Source organism: Phreatobacter cathodiphilus, from assembly GCF_003008515.1.
In the GTDB taxonomy this organism is placed as follows: domain Bacteria; phylum Pseudomonadota; class Alphaproteobacteria; order Rhizobiales; family Phreatobacteraceae; genus Phreatobacter; species Phreatobacter cathodiphilus.
The window spans coordinates 3,914,593-3,934,713 of sequence record NZ_CP027668.1 but is presented as its reverse complement, the minus strand read 5'-3'; the positions used below and the strand labels follow the sequence as shown (position 1 = coordinate 3,934,713).

The 20,121-nt window shown below is 70.9% G+C and carries 19 protein-coding genes; 15 read left to right on the top strand and 4 right to left on the bottom strand.

All coding sequences use genetic code 11. The annotated features are described in order from the left end of the window. The first annotated feature begins 403 nt into the window (after positions 1-403). The 10 genes from C6569_RS18860 (at position 404) to C6569_RS18815 (ending at position 9,685) form a co-directional block, all read left to right on the top strand. Entirely contained in the window at positions 404-1,621 is a 1,218-nt protein-coding gene (locus tag C6569_RS18860; RefSeq protein ID WP_106750318.1) for a CaiB/BaiF CoA transferase family protein, read from the top strand. A 316-nt stretch (positions 1,622-1,937) separates the two neighbouring features. Continuing rightward, entirely contained in the window at positions 1,938-2,417 is a 480-nt protein-coding gene (locus C6569_RS18855) for a nucleoside deaminase (protein ID WP_106750317.1), read from the top strand. Beyond that, complete coding sequence (locus C6569_RS18850; RefSeq protein WP_106750316.1) at positions 2,417-3,922, top strand: ABC transporter ATP-binding protein; 1,506 nt, start codon at positions 2,417-2,419, stop codon at positions 3,920-3,922. Before C6569_RS18855 ends, C6569_RS18850 begins: the two co-directional genes overlap by 1 nt. Positions 3,923-3,977: 55 nt before the next feature. Then, positions 3,978-5,054, top strand: coding sequence for an ABC transporter permease (locus tag C6569_RS18845; RefSeq protein WP_106750315.1), 1,077 nt, complete (start codon positions 3,978-3,980; stop codon positions 5,052-5,054). Further along, positions 5,054-5,971: an ABC transporter permease gene (locus tag C6569_RS18840; RefSeq protein WP_106750314.1), complete on the top strand. Its 918-nt coding sequence runs from the start codon at positions 5,054-5,056 to the stop codon at positions 5,969-5,971. Before C6569_RS18845 ends, C6569_RS18840 begins: the two co-directional genes overlap by 1 nt. Before the next feature lie 242 nt (positions 5,972-6,213). Continuing rightward, a complete protein-coding gene (gene hpf / locus C6569_RS18835; protein ID WP_106750313.1) occupies positions 6,214-6,804 on the top strand; it encodes a ribosome hibernation-promoting factor, HPF/YfiA family in 591 nt (196 codons plus the stop codon). An 81-nt stretch (positions 6,805-6,885) separates the two neighbouring features. Further along, positions 6,886-7,350 (top strand): PTS IIA-like nitrogen regulatory protein PtsN, encoded by a 465-nt coding sequence (ptsN, locus tag C6569_RS18830; protein WP_106751137.1) that lies wholly within the window; start codon positions 6,886-6,888, stop codon positions 7,348-7,350. Beyond that, a complete protein-coding gene (locus tag C6569_RS18825; RefSeq protein ID WP_106750312.1) occupies positions 7,347-8,153 on the top strand; it encodes an ABC transporter substrate-binding protein in 807 nt (268 codons plus the stop codon). Before ptsN ends, C6569_RS18825 begins: the two co-directional genes overlap by 4 nt. A 123-nt stretch (positions 8,154-8,276) precedes the next feature. Continuing rightward, positions 8,277-8,834 (top strand): tetratricopeptide repeat protein, encoded by a 558-nt coding sequence (locus C6569_RS18820; protein ID WP_106750311.1) that lies wholly within the window; start codon positions 8,277-8,279, stop codon positions 8,832-8,834. A 68-nt stretch (positions 8,835-8,902) separates the two neighbouring features. Then, complete coding sequence (locus tag C6569_RS18815; RefSeq protein WP_106750310.1) at positions 8,903-9,685, top strand: hypothetical protein; 783 nt, start codon at positions 8,903-8,905, stop codon at positions 9,683-9,685. Here C6569_RS18815 and mutS read toward each other — a convergent pair. Further along, positions 9,672-12,392: a DNA mismatch repair protein MutS gene (mutS, locus tag C6569_RS18810; RefSeq protein WP_215905765.1), complete on the bottom strand. Its 2,721-nt coding sequence runs from the start codon at positions 12,390-12,392 to the stop codon at positions 9,672-9,674. The two genes, C6569_RS18815 and mutS, sit on opposite strands and share 14 nt — an antisense overlap. A 124-nt stretch (positions 12,393-12,516) precedes the next feature. Then, entirely contained in the window at positions 12,517-13,251 is a 735-nt protein-coding gene (locus tag C6569_RS18805; RefSeq protein WP_106751136.1) for an IclR family transcriptional regulator domain-containing protein, read from the bottom strand. Between the two features lie 179 nt (positions 13,252-13,430). Between C6569_RS18805 and C6569_RS18800 the strand changes: the two genes are divergently transcribed. Continuing rightward, a complete protein-coding gene (locus tag C6569_RS18800; RefSeq protein ID WP_106750308.1) occupies positions 13,431-14,294 on the top strand; it encodes a type 1 glutamine amidotransferase in 864 nt (287 codons plus the stop codon). Positions 14,295-14,298: 4 nt separating this feature from the next. On the opposite strand, the gene lepA is transcribed toward C6569_RS18800, so the two are convergent. After that, positions 14,299-16,104, bottom strand: coding sequence for a translation elongation factor 4 (gene lepA / locus C6569_RS18795; RefSeq protein WP_106750307.1), 1,806 nt, complete (start codon positions 16,102-16,104; stop codon positions 14,299-14,301). Between the two features lie 146 nt (positions 16,105-16,250). On the opposite strand from lepA, the gene C6569_RS18790 reads away from it, so the two are divergent. After that, positions 16,251-16,748, top strand: coding sequence for a universal stress protein (locus tag C6569_RS18790; RefSeq protein ID WP_106750306.1), 498 nt, complete (start codon positions 16,251-16,253; stop codon positions 16,746-16,748). A 7-nt stretch (positions 16,749-16,755) separates the two neighbouring features. Here the strand turns inward: C6569_RS18790 and C6569_RS18785 are convergent, their stop codons facing one another. After that, positions 16,756-18,099 (bottom strand): hydrolase, encoded by a 1,344-nt coding sequence (locus C6569_RS18785; RefSeq protein WP_106750305.1) that lies wholly within the window; start codon positions 18,097-18,099, stop codon positions 16,756-16,758. A gap of 166 nt (positions 18,100-18,265) precedes the next feature. Between C6569_RS18785 and C6569_RS18780 the strand changes: the two genes are divergently transcribed. The 3 genes from C6569_RS18780 to C6569_RS18770 are packed head-to-tail and all read left to right on the top strand — an operon-like array spanning position 18,266 to position 20,072. Beyond that, the gene (locus C6569_RS18780) at positions 18,266-18,826 is read left to right on the top strand and encodes a NifU family protein (protein WP_106750304.1); all 561 of its coding nucleotides are present in this window, start codon (positions 18,266-18,268) and stop codon (positions 18,824-18,826) included. A gap of 56 nt (positions 18,827-18,882) precedes the next feature. Further along, positions 18,883-19,575 (top strand): tRNA (adenosine(37)-N6)-threonylcarbamoyltransferase complex dimerization subunit type 1 TsaB, encoded by a 693-nt coding sequence (gene tsaB / locus C6569_RS18775; RefSeq protein WP_106750303.1) that lies wholly within the window; start codon positions 18,883-18,885, stop codon positions 19,573-19,575. After that, positions 19,572-20,072, top strand: a complete 501-nt coding sequence (locus tag C6569_RS18770; protein ID WP_245898158.1) for a GNAT family N-acetyltransferase — start codon at positions 19,572-19,574, stop codon at positions 20,070-20,072. Before tsaB ends, C6569_RS18770 begins: the two co-directional genes overlap by 4 nt. Positions 20,073-20,121 lie beyond the last annotated feature (49 nt).

The following is a 20,121-nucleotide window of genomic DNA, read 5'->3' as shown; positions in this document are numbered from 1 at the left end:
CATCGGCTATTTTCGATACTATGAATTATGTGATATATATGCAAAAGAATTTCGGAAGGTTATATTTGAGAAGTCGGGCTGCAGCGTTGTACTAGATGACGTCACAATGCGAACGGATTCTGTATTCAAACATAAATATCGAATATTGTCAAATAATTATCTCGTAAACGCGCACCATTTTGTGCTCATTGGCGTTCATATAATGTTTCTTTTAATCGGCATCATGATGATATTTCGACAGCAGTGACTTTGACGCGGAGGTGCGTTGACTTGCGATCTATGACCTCGTTTGTCTTCTTGTCGCGTGATTCTCGTCCTTGAAAGTCTGTTCCAGGGTCGCGTTGCGAGTCTTGAGCCACGGCGCTAGTTCTGCCCTCCACAGTGCGTCCGGAACCTCAGACAAATGAACATTCCCACTCCGCCGGCCACCGGCCCGCTCTCCGACATCAAGGTCGTCGAGCTCGGCTCCTTCATCGCCGGGCCCTATTGCGGCCAGCTCCTCGCCGACATGGGCGCGGACCTCATCAAGTTCGAGGATCCCGGCAAGGGTGACCCGATGCGGCAATGGGGCTTCGCCAAGAAGGACGGCGCCTCGGTCTGGTGGCCGGTCATCGGCCGCAACAAGAAGAGCGTCACCGTGGACCTGAGGAAGGGCGAGGGACAGGAGATCCTGCGCCGGCTCCTCACCGAGGCCGACGTACTGCTGGAGAATTTCCGGCCGGGCACGCTGGAGAAATGGGGCCTCACCGTGGAGGCCCTGCACGCGCTCAATCCGAAGCTCGTCATCGCCCGCGTGTCGGGCTACGGCCAGTACGGGCCCTATGCGGAGAAGGCGGGATTTGCCGCGGTCGCCGAGGCCATGGGCGGCATGCGCACCATCAACGGCTATCCGGACCGGCTGCCGACGCGCACGGGCCTGTCGATCGGCGACACGCTGGCCGGAATCTACACCGCCTTCGGCATCGTCTCCGCCCTCCACCAGCGGGAGCGCGACGGCCGCGGCCAGGTGATCGACGTCGGCCTTACCGACGCCATCCTCGCCTCCATCGAAGGGATCGTGGCGGAATATTCGGTCACCGGCCATGTGCGCGGCCGCACCGGCCTCACCTCGCCGGGCTTTGCCCCCTCCAACATCTATCCGACGCTCGACGGCCACCACATCGTCATCGGCGCCAATGCCGACACCATCTGCAAGCGGCTCTTCGCCGTCATGGGCATGGACTTCCTGATGGAGGACCCGCGCTTTGCGACCCACGGCGCCCGCGGCCAGCCGGACAACCAGGCGGAGATCGACCGCATCATCGCCGACTGGACGCGCACCAAGCCGCGCGACGAACTGTTGAAGCTGCTCGATGGCGCCTCGGTGCCGGCGGGCGGGGTGAACGATGCCGCGGCGGTGGCGGCGGACCCACACTTCCGTGCCCGCGACATGATCGTCGAGGTGGAGGCGCAAGGTCTCGGCCGCATGCTGATGCAGGGCATCGTGCCGAAGCTCACCCGCACCCCCGGCGCCATCCGCTGGACCGGGGCGAAGCTGGGGGAGCATACGGACGCGGTGCTGGCGGCGGCCGGCTACTCGGCCGAGGAGATCGCGGCGATGCGGACGGGCGGGGTGCTCTGAGAAGAAGAGTTTGGCTGCGGCGCGGGGCGTTCTGCATCGGCAAGTGCGTCCTTCGAGGCTCGCTACCCGACGATGCTGACGCATCGCCGGGAGCTCGCACCTCAGGATGAGGAGGGAGTGCCTGGCAGGAACGCTGTCCCGGCGGCACGGGTGAGTGCAGGTCTCAGCCCTCCTCATCCTGAGGTGCGAGCCCAAAGGGCGAGCCTCGAAGGACGCACTTGCCCGACGCAGGTCATGGCGCCAAAAGGTTCCAGCCTCCTCAAGTTCCCCACGGCCCCGAATTGACTTCCCCCGCCTGCCCGCGTGAGATCGGCCGATGAGCACCGATCTCGACGCCCTGTTCATGGCCCGCACCGTCGCCCTGTCGCGCGAGCACATGCAGGCCGGCCACGGCGGGCCCTTCGGCGCCGTCGTGGTGATGGACGGCAAGGCGGTGGCCGAGGGCTGGAACCAGGTCACCTCCACCAACGACCCTACAGCCCATGCCGAGGTCGTCGCCATCCGCCGCGCCTGCACGGCGCTGAACCGCTTCGACCTGAAGGGCGCGACCCTCTATTCGAGCTGCGAGCCCTGCCCCATGTGCCTCACCGCGGCGCTGTGGGCGCGGGTCGACCGCATCGTCTACGGCAACACCCGCGAGGATGCCGCCGCCATCGGCTTCGACGACGCGCCGTTCTATGCGGAGGTGGCGCGCGCGCCCGCCGTCACCATGGCGCGCATGGACCACCGGCCCTCGGCGGAGGCGCGCGGCGTCTTCCTCGAATGGGCCGCCAAGCCCGACAAGGTCGCCTATTGATGGCCCCGCTCCTGGAGGCCCAGGGCATCGTCCGCAGGTTCGGCGCGCTCGTCGCCAACGACCATGTCGACCTCGCCGTGGCGCGCTCCGAGATCCACGCCCTGCTCGGCGAGAACGGCGCCGGCAAATCGACGCTGGTGAAGATCCTCTACGGCCTGCTGCAGCCCTCGGAAGGGACCATCGCCTGGCAGGGCCGGCCGGTGACCATCGCCAGCCCGGCCGAGGCCCGCCGCCTCGGCATCGGCATGGTGTTCCAGCACTTCTCGCTGTTCGAGGCCCTGACGGTGGCGGAAAACGTCGCCATGTCGCTGCCGGCCGATACCCCCATGGCCACCATCGAGGCGGAGGTGGCACGGCTGTCGCGCGCCTATGGCCTGCCGCTGGAGCCGAAACGCGAGGTGTGGCGCCTGTCGGTCGGCGAGCGGCAGCGCATCGAAATCGTCCGTGCCCTCTTGCAGGACCCGAAGCTCCTCATCCTCGACGAGCCGACCTCGGTGCTGACCCCGCAGGAGGCGGATCAGCTCTTCGTCACGCTCGAGGCGCTGAAGGCGGAGGGGCGCAGCATTCTCTACATCTCCCACAAGCTCGACGAGGTGCGCCGGATCTGCGACCGCGCCACCGTCCTGCGCCTCGGCAAGGTGGTGGCGGCGGCGAACCCGCGGCAGGAGACCGCGGCGAGCCTCGCCCGGCTGATGGTCGGCAGCGAGGTGAAGGAACTGCGCACCGCCGCCCATGCGCCGGGCACCGACCGGCTGGTGGTGCAGGGCCTGTCGCTACCTGCCGCCGACACCCACGGCACGGCGCTGCAGGACATCGCCCTCACGGTGCGCGGCGGCGAGATCGTCGGCATCGCGGGAATCGCCGGCAACGGCCAGGACGAGCTCTTCGCCGCCCTGTCGGGGGAGAGGGCGAGCCCGCACCAGAGCATCCGCCTCGACGGCCGTTCGGTCGGGGCGCTCGGCGTCACCGCCCGCCGCCGGCTGGGCGCCGCCTTCGTGCCGGAGGAGCGGCTGGGCCATGCCGCGGCGCCGGGATTCACCCTCACCGAAAATGCCCTGCTCTCCGGCCACGCCACCAGCGGCTTCATCCGGCGCGGGCTGATCGATCGCGGCGCACTCGCCGACTGGGTGGCGCGGGTGGTCGCCGCCTTCGACGTGAGGATGAGCGGGCCCAACCCGCCGGCGCGGGCGCTGTCCGGCGGCAACCTGCAGAAATTCGTCGTCGGACGCGAGATCCTGCGCGAGCCGAAACTGCTGGTGGTGGCCCAGCCGACCTGGGGCGTCGACGCCGCGGCGGCGGCGACCATCCGTCAGGCGCTGGTGGACCTCGCCGGCCGCGGCGCGGCGGTGCTCGTCGCCAGCCAGGATCTCGACGAACTCTTCGCCCTTTCCGACCGGCTCGCGGTGATCTCGGAGGGGCGTCTGTCGGAGCCCCGTCCCACGGCCACGCTCGACCGCGAGACCGTCGGCCTGATGATGGGCGGCATTCACGGGGTGGCGGCGTGACGGCGGCGGGATTTCAGGTATCCGGGACGGTATGCCCCATCTCCGGGAGGCGCCCATGCGCCTGATCCTCGAACGCCGCGACGACCGCCCGCTGTGGCTCTCCCTCGCCTCGCCGCTGGCCGCCGTCGGCCTGACGCTGGTCGCCGGCGCCATCCTCTTCGCCCTGCTCGGCAAGAACCCGCTCGCCGCGCTGAAGGTCTTCTTCGTCGATCCCCTGAGCGATGGCTGGGCGCTGCAGGAGCTTGGCGTCAAGGCGACGCCGCTGATCCTCATCGGCGTCGGCCTGACGCTCTGCTACCGCGCCAATGTCTGGAACATCGGCGCCGAGGGCCAGCTCGTCATGGGCGCCGTCTTCGGCTCCTGGCTGGCGCTCGCCACCCACGGCGCGCCGAACGGTCCCTGGGTCATCGCCCTCATGCTCGCCCTCGGCGTTCTCGGCGGCATGGCCTGGGCGCTGATCCCGGCCCTGCTCAAGGCGCGGCTCGGGGTGAACGAGATTCTGACCAGCCTGATGCTTGTCTATGTCGCCGAACTCGCCCTCGACTATCTGGTGCGCGGCCGCTGGCGCGATCCCAAGGGCTTCAACTTCCCGCAATCGGTGAATTTCGAGCCGGAGGCGACCATGCCGCTGTTGTTCGAGGCGGGTCGCCTGCATCTCGGCTTCCCCATCGCCGTCGCCGTGGCCCTCGCCGCGGCGCTGATGATGGGACGCAGCCTCAGGGGCTTCGAGATCCGCCTCGCCGGAGAGGCGCCGCGCGCCGCCCGTTTCGCCGGCTTCGACACGGCGCGCACGACGCTCCTCGTCTTCGCCGTCTCAGGCGGCCTCGCGGGGCTCGCCGGCATGATCGAGGTGGCCGGTCCCATCGGGCAGCTCCAGCCCTCCATCTCGCCCGGCTATGGTTTCACCGCCATCATCGTCGCCTTCCTCGGGCGGCTGAACCCCATCGGCGCGCTGATCGCCGGCCTGTTCCTGGCGCTCACCTTCATCGGCGGCGAGAACGCGCAGATCGCCATGCGCATCCCCCTCGACTTGACGCGCGTCTTTCAGGGGCTGCTGCTGTTCTTCGTGCTCGGCTGCGACACGTTCCTGCTCTACCGGCTGCGGCTGGCGCCCGCCGCGAGGGCCGCCTGATGGGCATGACCGAAGCGATCCTCCTCACCATCATCACCGCGGCGACGCCGCTGCTCATCGCCGCGCTCGGCGAACTGGTGGTGGAGCGTTCGGGGGTGCTCAATCTCGGCGTCGAGGGGATGATGATCGTCGGCGCCGCCACCGGCTTCGCCGCCGCCGTCCTGACGGGGTCGACCCTCGTCGGCGTCCTCGCGGGCATCGCGGCAGGCATGATTCTCGCCGCCATCTTCGCCGCGCTCGCCCTCGGCCTGGCGGCGAACCAGGTGGCGACGGGCCTCGCCCTCACCATCCTCGGCATCGGCCTGTCGGGCCTCATCGGCCGTGACTTCGTCGGTGCGCGCCGCGACCCGCTGGCGAAGATCGCGGTCCCATGGCTCTCCGACCTGCCGATGGTGGGCAAGGTGCTCTTCGCGCAGGATCCGATCGTCTATGCCTCGGCGCTGCTGGCGGTGGGGGTCTGGTGGTTCCTGTGGAAGACGCGCGCCGGCCTCGTGCTCCGGGCGGTGGGCGAAAGCCACGGCGCCGCCCATGCGCTCGGCTATCCGGTGCTGAGGATCCGCCTCCTCGCCGTGCTGTTCGGCGGCGGCTGCGCCGGCCTCGCGGGCGCCTATCTGTCGCTAGCCTATACGCCCTTCTGGTCGCCGGGCATGACGGCGGGCCGCGGCTGGATCGCGCTCGCCATCGTCGTCTTCGCCGGCTGGCTGCCGCTGCGGGCGGTGATCGGCGCCTATCTCTTCGGCGGCGTCACGGTGCTGCAACTGCACGCCCAGGCGCGCGGCTGGGGCATTCCGAGCCAGGCCATGTCGGCGCTGCCCTACCTCGCGACCATCGCCGTGCTCGTCGTCATCGCCCTCCGGCGACAGGGCGAGGCGCAGGCGCCGGCCTCCCTCGGCACGCCCTTCGTTCCCGACCGCTGAACGCCGCCGCAGCCCCTCCCCGGCACCGCGACACCGGGGCCGGAGTCGATTTGAAACCCGCATTCATTCCAAGGGTTTAACGGCAGCTCAGCGCTGCTGCCCGAGGGTGTTCCCGAACGTCATGGACGGCCGGTCGCATTGACTTGTCCCAAGGCAGTCCTTACCCCTTGGACCATAAGAAGAAGGCTTCGAAGCGCCGCCGATCGGCGGCGCCGGATCGAACAGAACATCGGAGGAGCCCCATGGCTCTGCGCATTTCCGGCAAGAATCTCGACATCGGCGAGGCGCTCCGCGACAGGATCGCCGGACGGGTCAACGAGGCGGCGCAGCGCTATATCGACGGGCGGGTGACGGGCCACGTCACGGTGGAAAAAGAGGCGCACGGCTTCCGCACCATCGCCGCCCTCCATCTTCCCACCGGCATGTCCCTGCAGGCCGAGGCCTTTGCACCGGACGCCTATGCCGCCTGCGACCTCGGCGTGGAGCGGATCGAGAAGCGCCTCAGGCGCTATGCGCGCCGGCTGAAGGACCGTGCCGGGCACCATGCCCAGCCCGCCGGCATCGAGATGCCCTATGTCGTCATCGAGGCTCCGAAGGAGGAGACCGAGGACGAGGGCGCGAACGGCGCCTTCGAGCCGGTCATCATCGCCGAGCAGACCTCGTCCATGCGGCGCATGACCGTCGCCGACGCCGTGCTGGAGCTCGACCTGACCGGCGCCGCCGCGCTCGTCTTCCATCACGCTGTTCACGGCCGCGTGAATGTGGTCTACAGGCGCGCGGATGGCCATGTGGGTTGGATCGACCCGCCGGCCATGGCGAACGGCTCCGCCTGAGCGCGTCATGGCACCGTCATTGCATGGAGTTTAATGGCGGGCCCTGACGAATCGGTCCGCGTCCTATCCGAGAAGGCAGCCATGCCGCTTCCAGACATCATAGCCGAAGGCGCGATCATTCCCGCCCTCAGGGCGACCTCGAAGAAGCATCTGCTCCAGGAACTCGCGGCCCGTGCGGCCGCCCTGACCGGCAGGCCCGCGCAGGACATTTTCGACACGCTGAACGAACGCGAAACCCTGGGCTCCACGGGCGCCGGCAGCGGAATCGCCATTCCCCACGGCAAGCTGCCCAAGCTGGAGCGGGTCTTCGGCCTGTTCGCGCGGCTGGAGCGCCCGGTGGATTTCGACGCCATCGACGGCCAGCCGGTCGACCTCGTCTTCACCCTGCTGGCGCCCGAGGGCGCCGGCGCCGACCACCTGAAGGCGCTGTCGCGAATCGCCCGGCTCACCCGCGATCCCGGCAATGTGCAGAAGCTGCGCAACGCCCGGGACGAGGCGACGCTGCGCGCCCTTCTCGCCAGCCCGCCGGAAACCCACGCGGCGTGAGAGGCCTCGTCCTCTCCGCCTGCCTGATGGCGGCGGGGCTCGGCCTCGCCGAGGCGGCCCCGCGACGCATCGTCTCCCTCAACCTCTGCGCCGACCAGCTCGTGCTGGCGCTCGCCGACCGAAGCCAGATCGCCGCCCTCTCCTCGCTCGCCCGCGACCCCGGCGTCTCGGCGGCGGCCGAGGCCGCGCGCGACCTGCCGCAGACCGGAGGGACGGCCGAGGAAGCCCTGGCGCTGCGGCCGGACCTCGTCCTCCTCGGTCCGCTCGACAGGCTGGGAACGGGGCGCGTCCTCGCAGCGCGTGGCCTCAAGGTGGAACGCCTCCCGCTGCCCCGCTCGCTCGACGAGGCGGCGGCCCTGGTGCGGCACACGGCCGCGCTGCTCGGCCATCCCGAGCGCGGCGAGGCCCTGGCGCAAGCGCTCGACCTGCCGGTGGCTCGCGACGGCAGGACCGTCACGGCGCTGCCCTACGAGCGGCGGGGCTATGCGGCGGGGCCGCACTCGATCCTCGGTGAACTCGCGGCGCGGGCAGGCTTCGCCCACGCCGCTCCCACGACCGGCCTCGGCGGCTTCGTCAGCCTGGAAACGGTGGTGGCGCGGCGTCCCGACGTGCTGATCCTCGGCGAGGGCGCCCCCGGCGCCGCCGACCAGGGCGCCGCACTTCTCGCCCATCCCGCGCTCGCGCGGCTCTACCCGCCGCAGAAGCGGGTGGTGGTGCCGGACGCGCTGACCCTCTGCCCGGGCCCGGGATTCGTCGCGGCCTTTCGCCTCATGGAAGAGGCCCGCGCCGGCCTCGCCCGGTGATCCGGGCACCGAACCGCCGCAATTGGCGGCCAGCATTGTCTGCTCGCGGCTTGCCGGGCGGGCGGGCCCAGATAGACTGGACGGGACCGACAGGGTCCCGACCGATGCCAGAGCGGAGACAGCGTGTCCGAGCGGATCGCCTTCGACGATTGTCTGCAACTCGTGCTGAAGCTCGACGCCATGAAGCCGGCGGAGAGCCAGCCGAAGCGGCTCGACGCGCTGTTCCGCGACCTCGCGCGGTTCAAGCCGCACCAGCCCGCCTATGAGCTGCAGGACCTGATCTGGGCGATCTGGACCAATCACGAGGACGACTATGCCGACGAGGCGATGGAACAGGCGATCAACGCCATCGCCCTGAAGGACTACGACGTCGCCCAGCTCGTGCTCGACGCGCTGGTGGACGCCCGTCCGGAATGGTCGGAGGCCTGGAACAAGCGCGCCACCCTCAACTTCATCCGCGGCGACGACGCCTATGCGGTGCGCGACGTGATGGAGGCGCTGAAGCGCGAGCCGCGCCATTTCGGCGCGCTGTCCGGCTTCGCCCAGATCTGCCTGCGCCACGGCCGCGAGATGGAGGCGCTGATCGCCTTCGAGGCGGCGCTGGCGGTGAACCCGCACCTGGAGGGGGTCGCCGCCCTCGTCGCCGAGATGCACGCCAACGGCGGGCGCGTCCTGCACTGAGACGGCTGCCCCGGCGCGCGCGAAGCGGATAAGGCTCGGGTCCCTCCCGCCGGCGCGCCCTGATCCCCGTGTTCCTCCTCTCCCTCATCCTGAAGGCCGCGACCACCGCGATCATCGTCGTCGCGGCCTCGCTGGTCGCCGAGCGCTCGCGCCCCTTCATCGCCGCGCTTGTCCTCGCCCTGCCGGTCTCGACCGGGCCGGCCTATGTGCTGCTGGCACTCGACCACGACGCCGCCTTCATCGCGCGCGCGGCGCTGTCGAGCCTCGCCGGCAACGTCGCCATCGTGCCGGCGGCGCTCGCCTATGCCTTTCTCGCCCGGCGCGGCGCCCGCCTCGCCACCGCCTATGCCGGCATGCTCGCCGCCTGGCTCGCCGGCGTCCTCGCGGTGAAGGCCTTCGACTGGACCATCGGCTCGGCGCTGATCCTCAACCTCGTGGTCTTCGCCGGCGCGGCGGCGCTGACCTGGTCGTGGCGGAGCGGCGAGAAGCCGCCGGCCATGCGCCGGCGCTGGTTCGACATCCCGCTGCGCGCCGCCATCGTCGTCTCGGTCGTGGTCGGCGTCATCCTCGTGTCGGAGCGGGTGGGGCCGGCGGCGACCGGCATGGCGGCGCTGTTCCCCGCGAGCTTTTCCAGCTTCATCCTGCTGATGCACCGCCGCCTCGGCGGCCCGGCGGTGGCGGCCGCCTTCGTCAACGGCATGACGATGATCTTCGGCTTCACCGGCTACCTGCTCGTCATGCACCTCTTCGCGCTGCGCGGCGAGGTGTGGACGGGCATGGCGCTCGGCCTCGCCATCCCGCTCGCCTGGTCGGCGCTGCTTCTGATGCTGAACCGCGTCAGGGCGTCCTGACGCGCCGCGCCTTCAGCGCATAGAGCGCCTCGTGGGCCTCGCGGGGCGTCATGTCGTCGGGGTCCATGCCGTCGAGGAGGTCGAGGACCGGGTCGGGTGCGGGCGCGGCGACGGGCCGGGGCGCCACGGCGAAGAGGGGCAGGTCGTCGACCATGCGCCGCGTCGGTGCCGACCTGTCGGTCGCCTCGAGTTCGGCCAGCACCTGCCGCGCCCGCTCGACGACCGAGGACGGCAGGCCGGCGAGCTTCGCCACCTGGATGCCGTAGGAGCGGTCGGCGGCCCCTTCCGTCACCTCGTGCAGGAAGATCACGTCGCCGCGCCATTCCTTCACCCGCATGGTGGCGTTGGAGAGCCGGTCGAGGCGGCGCGAGAGCACGGTCAGTTCGTGGAAATGGGTGGCGAAGAGCGCCCGGCAGCGGTTGGTCTCGTGCAGGTGCTCCACCGCCGCCCAGGCGATGGAGAGGCCGTCGAAGGTGGCGGTGCCGCGCCCGATCTCGTCGAGGATGACCAGGGCGCGCGGGCCCGACTGGTTGAGGATCGCCGCCGTCTCGACCATCTCGACCATGAAGGTGGAGCGGCCGCGGGCGAGGTCGTCGGCGGCGCCGACGCGCGAGAACAGCCGGTCGACGATGCCGATATGGGCCGAGGCCGCCGGCACGTAGGCGCCGGCCTGGGCGAGCACGGCGACGAGGGCGTTCTGACGCAGGAAGGTCGATTTGCCCGCCATGTTGGGGCCGGTGATCAGCCAGATGCGGCCGCGCGGCTCGTGGCTCTTGCCGTCGCTGCCCGAGAGGTCGCAGTCGTTGGCGACGAAGGGGGCGCGGCCGCGGATCGCCTGTTCCACCACAGGATGGCGCGCCTGTTTCACCGCGAAGGCGAGCGAATTGTCGACCAGCGGCCGGCACCAGGTCTCCTCGGCGGCGAGGGTCGCGTTGGAGGCGGCGACGTCGAGCACGGCGACGGCGCCGGCGGCGGCGCGGATGGCGTCCGAGCGGTCGAGAACGGCGCGCTCCAGCTCGGCGAAGATGTCGAGCTCGATGCCGAGCGCCCGGTCGGCGGCACCGGCGATCTTCGCCTCGAGCTGGCCGAGCTCGGTGGTGGAGAAGCGCATCGCCCCCGCCATGGTCTGGCGGTGGATGAAGGTCTCGTTCAGCGGCGCCTTCAGGAAGGTCTCGCCGTGCTGCTGGGCGACCTCGACGAAATAGCCGAGCACGTTGTTGTGCTTGACCTTGAGGGTTCGGATGCCGGTCTCCTCGGCGTAGCGGGTCTGCAGCGAGGCGATGACGCGGCGGCTCTCGTCGCGCAGCGCCCGCGTCTCGTCGAGGCCGTCGCGGTAGCCGGGGCGCACGAAGCCGCCGTCGCGCTTGAGCAGCGGCAGGTCCTCGGCGAGCGCCGCCGCCAGGTGGGCGGCGAGCGCCGCATCGGGGAGAGCGAGGCCCTCGGCCGCGGCGGCGAGTTCGCCCGCCGCCGTGCCGGCGACGAGGTCGGCGAGGCTCGCGGCGGCGACGAGGCCCTGGCCGATGGCGGCGAGGTCGCGCGGGCCGCCGCGGTCCATGGCGATGCGGGTCAGGGCGCGGGCCATGTCCGGCGCGTTCTGCAGGCGGGCGCGGATCTCGGCGCGCAGGGCGGGCGCCTCGACGAGGGCCTCCACCGCATCGAGCCGGGCGGCGATGGCGGCGGGATCGGTGAGGGGGCTGGCGATGCGGGCGGCGAGGAGGCGGGCGCCCGCCGCGGTCACCGTGCGGTCGACGGCGGCGAGGAGCGAGCCATGCCGCTCGCCGCCGAGGGTGCGCACGAGTTCGAGATTGGCGCGGGTCGCCGCGTCGATGAGCATGGCGGCGCCGGCCGGCTCGCGCACCGGCGGGGAGAGCGGCGCCCGCGTGGCGATCTGGGTGCGCTCGACATAGGTGGCGACGGCGGCGGCCGCCGAGAGTTCGAGCCGGGTGAAGGCGCCGAATCCGTCGAGCGTGCCGACACCGAAATAGGCGGCGAGCCGGCGTTCGGCGCTGGCGCCGTCGAAGAGGTCGCGCGGGGTGGGAGAGACCGCCTTGAAGCCGCGCCAGAACTCGGCGAGGGCGGGATCGGAATAGAGCACGTCGGAGACGACGATCTCGCGCGGGTCGATGCGGGCGATGTCGGCGGAGAGGCGGGCGCCGTCGGTCTCGGCGACGCGGAACTCGCCGGTGGAGATGTCGACCCAGGCGAGGCCGTAGCCGTCGCCGGGTCCGACCGAGGCGGTGCGGGCGCGGGCGACGGCGAGGAGGAAGTTGCTGCGGCGGGGCTCGAGCAGCGAGTCCTCGGTGAGCGTGCCGGGGGTGACCAGGCGGACGACGTCGCGCTTCACCACCGATTTGGAGCCGCGCTTCTTGGCTTCCGCCGGGTCCTCGACCTGCTCGCAGACGGCCACCTTGAAGCCGAGCTGGATGAGGCGCTGGAGATAGTCGTCGGCGGCGTGGATCGGCACCCCGGCCATGGGGATGTCCTCGCCGAGATGCTTGCCGCGCTTGGTCAGCGCGATGCCGAGGGCGCGCGAGGCGGCCACCGCGTCGTCGAAGAACAGCTCGTAGAAATCGCCCATCCGGTAGAACAGCAGCGAATCGGGGTTCGCGGCCTTGATCTCGATGTACTGCTCCATCAGCGGCGTGACACGGCCTTCCGCTTCGGCGGGCGGGGTCGGGGCCGGCGGGTGGTCGGGAGCGTCAGACATCGGCGGCGACGCTCGCAGGTGGCGACCGCGAATTCAACCTGGAGCGGCACACCGCCCACAGGCTTTGGCGTCAGGGGTCGGGCCGCACGCACGTTTCGGGCCGTTGGGACGCAAGCCCTCGCCCTCACACAATCCGCGCGAGATCCGCCTGCACCGCCTGCAGCCGTGGCAGGAATTCGCGGACCAGAGCGTCGGGCGGGAAGCGGGCGGCTTGCGTGCCGATATTGACCGCCGCGAGAACCCGTCCGGCGCGGTCCACCACCGGCACGGCGATGGAGGTGAGGCCGAGTTCCAGCTCCTGGTCGATGACCACGTGTCCCTCGGCGCGGGCGCGCGCCAAAACCGCCATGACCTCCTCGACCCCGGTGATGGTGCGGGCGGTCAGCGCCGGCCGGGGGGACGCCGCGACCCTCGTCCGCGCCTCCGTCTCGGGGAGCGCCGCCAGCAGCACGCGGCCCATGGAGGTGCAATAGGCCGGCAGCCGCGCGCCCACCGCGAGGCCGACCGACATGATGCGCTTGGTGGCGGCGCGGGCGACATAGACGATCTCGCCGCCGTCGAGGATGGAGGCGGAGGAGCTCTCGCCGATGGCCTCGCTCAGCCGCTCCAGCGCGCTCTGCAACACGGCGGTGAGCGGGGTGGAGGCGAGATAGGCGTAGCCGAGCTTGAGCACGCGCGGGGTGAGGGTGAAGAAGCGCCCATCGGTCTCGGCATAGCCGATACGGGCGAGGGTGATCAGGCAGCGGCGGGCGGTGGCGCGGGTGAGGCCGGTCATGCGCGCCACGTCGGCGATGGTGAGGCGCGGGTGGGCGGCATCGAAACAGGCGATCACCGCCAGGCCCTTTTCGAGGCCCAGCATGTGGTCGCGATCGACCTGGAGGAAGCGGGAGGCCGGCTGGTCCACGGAGGCTCGCGGGTCTTGTGCGGTCACCGCACAGTGTCGCCCGTCCCCGGCCGCCCGGCAATGGTGGCGGGGCATTTTCCTCCGGCCCCGGATGTGCCATCTGGAGCGCATCCACGACCCATCCGCAGGCCCCCATGACCCTCCGCCTCCTCGTCGTCGAAGGCAATACGGCCGCCGACCGCGCCCGCCATGCCGCCCATCGCGGCGCCACGCCGTCCGAGGCCTATGCCGAGGTGCTGCGCGCGCTCGCGCCGGACGCCGTGATCGACCTCGCCTTCCCCGCCGATCCCGGCGCCAACCTGCCGGATTCCGGCGGCCTCGAGGGCTATGACGGGGTGGCGCTCACCGGCTCCTCGCTGAACCTCTACGACATGACCCCGGCCATCCGGTCGCAGATCGATCTCGCCCGCGCCGTCTTCGCCTCAGGGACGCCGGTCTTCGGCTCGTGCTGGGGCCTGCAGGTCCTGACCACCGCGGCGGGCGGCGTCGTCCGACGCAACCCCAAGGGCCGCGAGATGGGCTTCGCCCGCAAGATCACGCCGACCGAGGCGGGGCGCGCCCATCCGCTGCTGGCCGGACGGCCCGCCGCTTTCGACGCGCCGGCGGTGCATCAGGACGAGGTGGAGACCATGGCGCCGGGCACGGTGCTGCTCGCCTCCAACGGCATGAGCGAGGTGCAGGCGGTGGAGATCCGCGTCGGGCCGGCCACCGCCTGGGCGGTGCAGTACCACCCGGAATTCTCGCTCGGCGAGGTCGCCGCCATCGGCCGGGCCATCGCGCCGCGGCTGGTGGAGGAGGGCTTCTTCGAGGACGGCGAGGCGGCGGCGCGGTGGAGCACCGATCTCGACGCCCTGGAGGCCGATCCGGCGAACCGCACCATCGCCTGGCGCCACGGCTTCGACCGCGACGTGCTCGACCCCGCCGTGCGGCGCACCGAACTCGTCAACTGGCTCGCCGCGCAGGTGCGGCCGGCCAAGAGTCGGCGCGGCCGGGGCTGAGGCTTCAGGCGTCCATCTTCAGGGCGGCGATGAAGGCTTCCTGCGGGATGTCGACCTTGCCGAACTGGCGCATCTTCTTCTTGCCCTCCTTCTGCTTGTCGAGAAGCTTGCGCTTTCTCGAGATGTCGCCGCCGTAGCACTTGGCGGTGACGTCCTTGCGCAGGGCGGAGATGGTCTCGCGGGCGATGACCTTGGCGCCGATGGAGGCCTGGATCGGGATCTTGAAGAGGTGCTGCGGGATGAGGTCCTTCAGCTTCTCGCACATGGCGCGGCCGCGGCTCTCGGCGCGGTTCCTGTGGACCAGCATCGAGAGGGCGTCGACCGGCTCGCCGTTGACGAGGATCGACATCTTCACGAGGTCGCCCTCGCGATAGTCGGTGATCTGGTAGTCGAAGGAGGCGTAGCCCTTCGAGATCGACTTCAGCCGGTCGTAGAAGTCGAAGACGACCTCGTTGAGCGGCAGGTCGTAGGTGACCATGGCGCGCGAGCCGACATAGGTCAGGTCGATCTGCACGCCGCGGCGGTCCTGGCAGAGCTTCAGCACCGAGCCGAGATAGTCGTCCGGCGTCATGATCTTGGCGCGGATCCACGGCTCCGAGATGATCTCGATCTTCATCGGATCGGGCATGTCGGCGGGGTTGTGCAGCTCGATCAGCGAGCCGTCGCGCTGCAGGATCTGGTAGACGACGGAAGGGGCGGTGGCGATGAGGTCGAGGTTGAACTCGCGCTCCAGCCGCTCCTGGATGATCTCGAGGTGGAGCAGGCCGAGGAAGCCGCAGCGGAAGCCGAAGCCGAGGGCGGCCGAGCTCTCCATCTCGAAGGAGAAGCTGGCATCGTTGAGCCTGAGGCGGCCCATGGCGGCGCGCAGGTCCTCGAAGTCGGCGGCGTCCTGGGGGAAGAGGCCGCAGAAGACCACCGGCTGGGCCGGCTTGAAGCCGGGCAGCGCCTGGGCCGTGGGCTTCTTCTCGTCGGTGATGGTGTCGCCGACGCGGGTGTCCGCCACCTCCTTGATCGAGGCGGTGATGAAGCCGACCTCGCCGGGGCCGAGGTCCGCCACGTCCTTCATCTTCGGGGTGAAGACGCCGATCTTGTCGATGTCGTAGACGGCGTCGGTGCCCATCATCTTGATGCGCTGGTTCTTCTTCATCACGCCGTCGATGATGCGGACGAGCACGACGACGCCGAGATAGGGGTCGTACCACGAGTCGACCAGCATGGCCTTGAGCGGGGCCGCGCGGTCGCCCTTCGGGGCGGGGAGCCGGGTGACGATGGCCTCCAGCACGCCCTCGATGTTGATGCCGGTCTTGGCCGAGACCTCAATGGCGTCGGAGGCGTCGAGGCCGATGACGTCCTCGATCTGCTGCTTGACCCGGTCCGGCTCGGCGGCCGGCAGGTCGATCTTGTTGAGGACGGGGACGATCTCGTGGCCGGCATCCAGCGCCTGGTAGACGTTGGCGAGCGTCTGGGCCTCGACCCCCTGGGAGGCGTCGACGACGAGGATCGAGCCCTCGCAGGCGGCGAGCGAGCGCGACACCTCGTAGGCGAAGTCGACGTGGCCGGGCGTGTCCATCAGGTTCAGGACATAGGTCTTGCCGTCCTTGGCCGGATAGTCGAGGCGCACGGTCTGCGCCTTGATGGTGATGCCGCGCTCCTTCTCGATGTCCATGTTGTCGAGAACCTGCTCGGTCATCTCGCGCGCGGTGAGGCCGCCCGTCACCTGGATGAGGCGGTCGGCGAGCGTCGATTTGCCGTGGTCGATATGGGCCACGATCGAGAAGTTGCGGATGAGGTCGAGCGGCGTGTCGGTCATGGCCCGCACATAGCAGCGAAGCGGCCGGTTTGGAAGGATTGCGACGCCGTGACGCCCGCGCGGGCCCTGCCCCGAGGGTCCCCGGCTTGCCAAGTCGGGCGCCCGGGTGCGACATAGCGCCTGTTGCGGTGCACAGAGAGGCCACGATGACCCGCAAGCGCGAAGCCTATCATTCCGGCCACACGCCCAAGTTCATGGTGGTGGTGGACGACAGCCCCGAATGCGACCGCGCCATCGTCTTCGCCGCCCGCCGGGCCTCGCGCACCGGGCACCGGCTGCAGATGCTGGCGGTGGTGGAACCGAAGATCGGAGACGGCCAGGCGCTGTTCGGCGTCGCCGACGTCATGCGCGCGGAAGCCCATGCCGATGCGCGCGCCAAGCTCGACGCGGCGGCGGACCGCGCCATGAAGCTCGTCGGCGTCGAGCCGGAACTGGTGGTGCGCGAGGGCACGCTCGCAGAGGCGATCATCGCCCAGATCGAGGACGATCCCGACGTCTCCATCCTCATCCTCGCCGCCGGCGCGGGCAAGGACGGGCCGGGCCCGCTCGTCTCCGGCCTGGCGCGGACCGCCGGCTCCTATCCCATTCCCGTCGCCATCGTGCCCGGCCAGCTCTCCGACGAGGAGATCGAGGCCCTGGCCTGACGGCGCCTCACCAGGTCAGTTCGGCCACGGCCACACGGTTCTCGGCGGCGCTCCAGGCGCGCGCCACGATGCGCTCCTCGTTGAAGAGCCCGACCACGGCGCGCCCGATCTCGGAGGCCGGCAGGCGCAGCGTCGTCGCCGCGTCCGTCGCCACGCCGCGCTTCACGTCGGCCGGCTCGCGGCCGTCGAGCAGCACGACGTCGCGGGGAATGCCGAAGTAACCGCGCGGGCGGGTCATCTGCACCACGGCTCCCGCGGCGCGGTCCGCCTCGGAGAGCGGCCGCGCCGGGCGCAGATGCACCACGGCGGAAGAGCGCGGGAAGGGCGAGCGGTAGATGTGCGTCACCGGATGGCCGGGCACGGCGAGGACGAATTCCAGCGCGTCGGTGGGGCGGACGGTGACCGGGCCCCAGCGGCCGTCGGCCGCCGTGCCGACGTCGAGCAGGGGCTCGCCGCGGCGCTCGCCGGTGGCGGCATCGACGCGGAACAGGCTCAGCTTCGCGCCTTCCACCGGGCGGTTGGTGGGCACGCCGCCGGGATTGCCGGTGACGAGGCCGGAGAGCCGCACCTCGGCTTCCGGCGCGACGGCGAGGGCGGCGGGCTCGCGGCCGGCGATGAAGCGGTGGATCTCGCGGAAGGCGCGGGGGTGGAAGGCGACCTCGCGGTGGTCGAGCTGGCCGAGAGCGATGTTGGTGGCCCCGCGCAGCGTCGGACCCTCCGCCGTGATGCGGGTGGCGACGCCCGGCCGGCCGACGAAGGCGCCGTCGGCCTGCGCGAACTTGTCGTTGCCGTCGCTGCGCAGGGTCAGGAAGGCGGTGCCGTCGACCACGTCGGTGTCGCGGCGGTTGAGCTTGGTGAGGAAGGGGCCGCGGCCGTTGAACTCGCTGCCCGGGCTCGCCTCCCAGTTGAAGACGCCGCGGTTCGGCGTGCCGCAGAGCACCGCGTGGCTGACCTTCGCGGCGCCGCCGGCCTCGACGACGTAGTTGCGCACCGCATTGCCGCCGCGGGAGCTGGCGACGAGGGCGATGCGGGCCGCGCCGGTGCGGGCGATCAGCGCCTCCACCTCGGCGGCGAGCTCGCGAAGCTGGTCGGCGGTGCCGGAGCGGCCGGCCTGGGGCACGGCGTCGTCGTTGCGGGAGAGCGGATCGGTGAAGTTGAAGGCGTGCAGCCGCTCCCGCGGCCAGCCGTTCGTCTCGAAGCGCCAGAGCGTCGTCATCCAGAGGGCGGCATGGTCGCCGTTGCCGTGGACCAAAAGGACGGGAACGGGGGCGGCGGGCTGGGCGCGGGCGGGCAGGACGGCGGCGATGGCGAGGGTCGAGCCCGTCGCGAGGATCTGGCGGCGTGTCGGCATTGGACATTCTCCCCGGAGATGAGACTGGTGCAGACCGCCGCCGCGTCAACCCGGCCGGGCGCTTTCCTGTTGACGCGGCGGTTGCGGATCGCCACATCTTGAACAGGGTCAGTATTTTGAATCATTCCAATCGGCCCGGCCTTGAACCGGCGCACGGGGGACCATCATGTTCATCCAGACGGAAGCCACGCCCAATCCGGCGACGCTGAAATTCCTGCCCGGGCGCACCGTGCTCCCCGAGGGCACGCTGCACATGCCCAATGCCGAGGCGGCCCGCCAGTCGCCGCTGGCCGAAAAGCTCTTCGCCATCGACGGCATCGCCGGCGTCTTCTTCGGCAACGACTTCATCACCGTGACCAAGGGCGGGGCCGAGTGGCCGCACCTGAAGCCGGCGATCCTCGGCGCGATCATGGAGCACTTCATGTCGGGCCAGCCGCTGCTGCGCACCGACACCTCGCTGGCGCCGAGCGGCGACGAGGAGTTCTTCGATCCCGCCGATGCCGGCACCGTCGACACGATCAAGGAACTGCTGGAGACGCGGGTGCGCCCGGCGGTGGCGGCCGACGGCGGTGACATCACCTTCCGCGGCTACAGGGACGGCATCGTCTATCTCGCCATGCAGGGCTCCTGCGCCGGCTGCCCCTCCTCCACCGCGACGCTGAAGCACGGCATCCAGAACCTGATGCGCCACTTCCTCCCCGACGTGCGGGAAGTCCAGGCGATCTGACGGCGCAGTTACCGGCGGCCCTTTTCGGCCCGCCTGCGAGGGTGTAGCACCGCATCATGCTGGTTCTCGCCCTCGACACGGCCCTCGGCGCCTGTTCGGCCGCCGTCCTCGACACCGCGTCGGGGCAGATTCTCGCGGCCCTCTCGGAGCCGATGGAGCGTGGCCATGCCGAGCGGCTGATCCCGCTCGCCGCCGAGACCTGCGCCGCCGCCGGCGTCGCGCCCGCCGCCTGCAACCGCTTCGTCGCCACCACCGGCCCCGGCAGCTTCACCGGCCTCAGGGTCGCCGTCGCCGCGGCCCGCGCCATGGCGCTCGCCGCCGGCGGCGAGGCGGTGGGCCTCTCCACCCTCGCCGCCCTCGCCGCACCCTGGCACGGCCGCCCTGAGGCGCTGGCGGTGCTGACCGCCGTCGATGCCCGCCACGGCCACGTCTATGCCGCCCTCACGGCGCCCGACGGCACCGCCATCGTGCCGCCCTCCTATCTCCCCGTTCACGAAGCCGCCCGGCTGGCGGCGGCGCGTCCCGTCGCCGTGGTCGGACCCGGAGCCGAGGCCGTGCTCGCCGCCTGGCCGGAGGGCGCCGCCCTGCCCGCCGTGCTCGACGGACGGACGGCGCCCGACATCGCCGTCGTCGCCCGGCTGGGGGCCATGGCGGATCCCGCCGCCTCCCCCTGCCGGCCCCTCTATCTGAAGGCGGTGGACGCCAAGCCGCAGGCCGCGCGACCGGGTGCGGCGGAGGCGCGGCCATGATGTCCCTCGCCGACCTCGTGGTCTGGTGGCCGAGGTCCGAGCCGGTGCTGGCGCGGGCGACGACCGGGGATTGCGAGGATCTCGCCGCCATCCACGCCGCCTCATTCCACCGCGGCTGGGGCGCGGAAGACCTGGCGACCATGCTGCGCGACCCCGCCGTCGTCGCCCATGTCGCGCGCCGCCGCACGACGGCGCCCGCCGGCGGCTTCATCCTCAGCCGCATCGCCGCGGACGAGGCGGAGATTCTCACGGTGGCGACGGCACCGCGGTTGCGCGGCCGCGGCTATGGCGGACGGCTGGTGGCTGCCCACCTGCCCGACCTGATGCGGGCCGGGGTGCGCCGTCTCTTTCTGGAGGTCGAGGCGGAGAACGCCCCCGCCCTCAAGCTCTACGAGAGGGCCGGTTTCGTCCCCATCGGCCGGCGCAAGGGCTACTACCGCACGGCCACCGGCACGGCCGACGCCGTCACCATGCGGCGCGACCTTCCGGCGATCTGAAACCGCGCCGCGCGACGTGAAATTTCCCGCCGCCGTTCCCGTTCTGGAC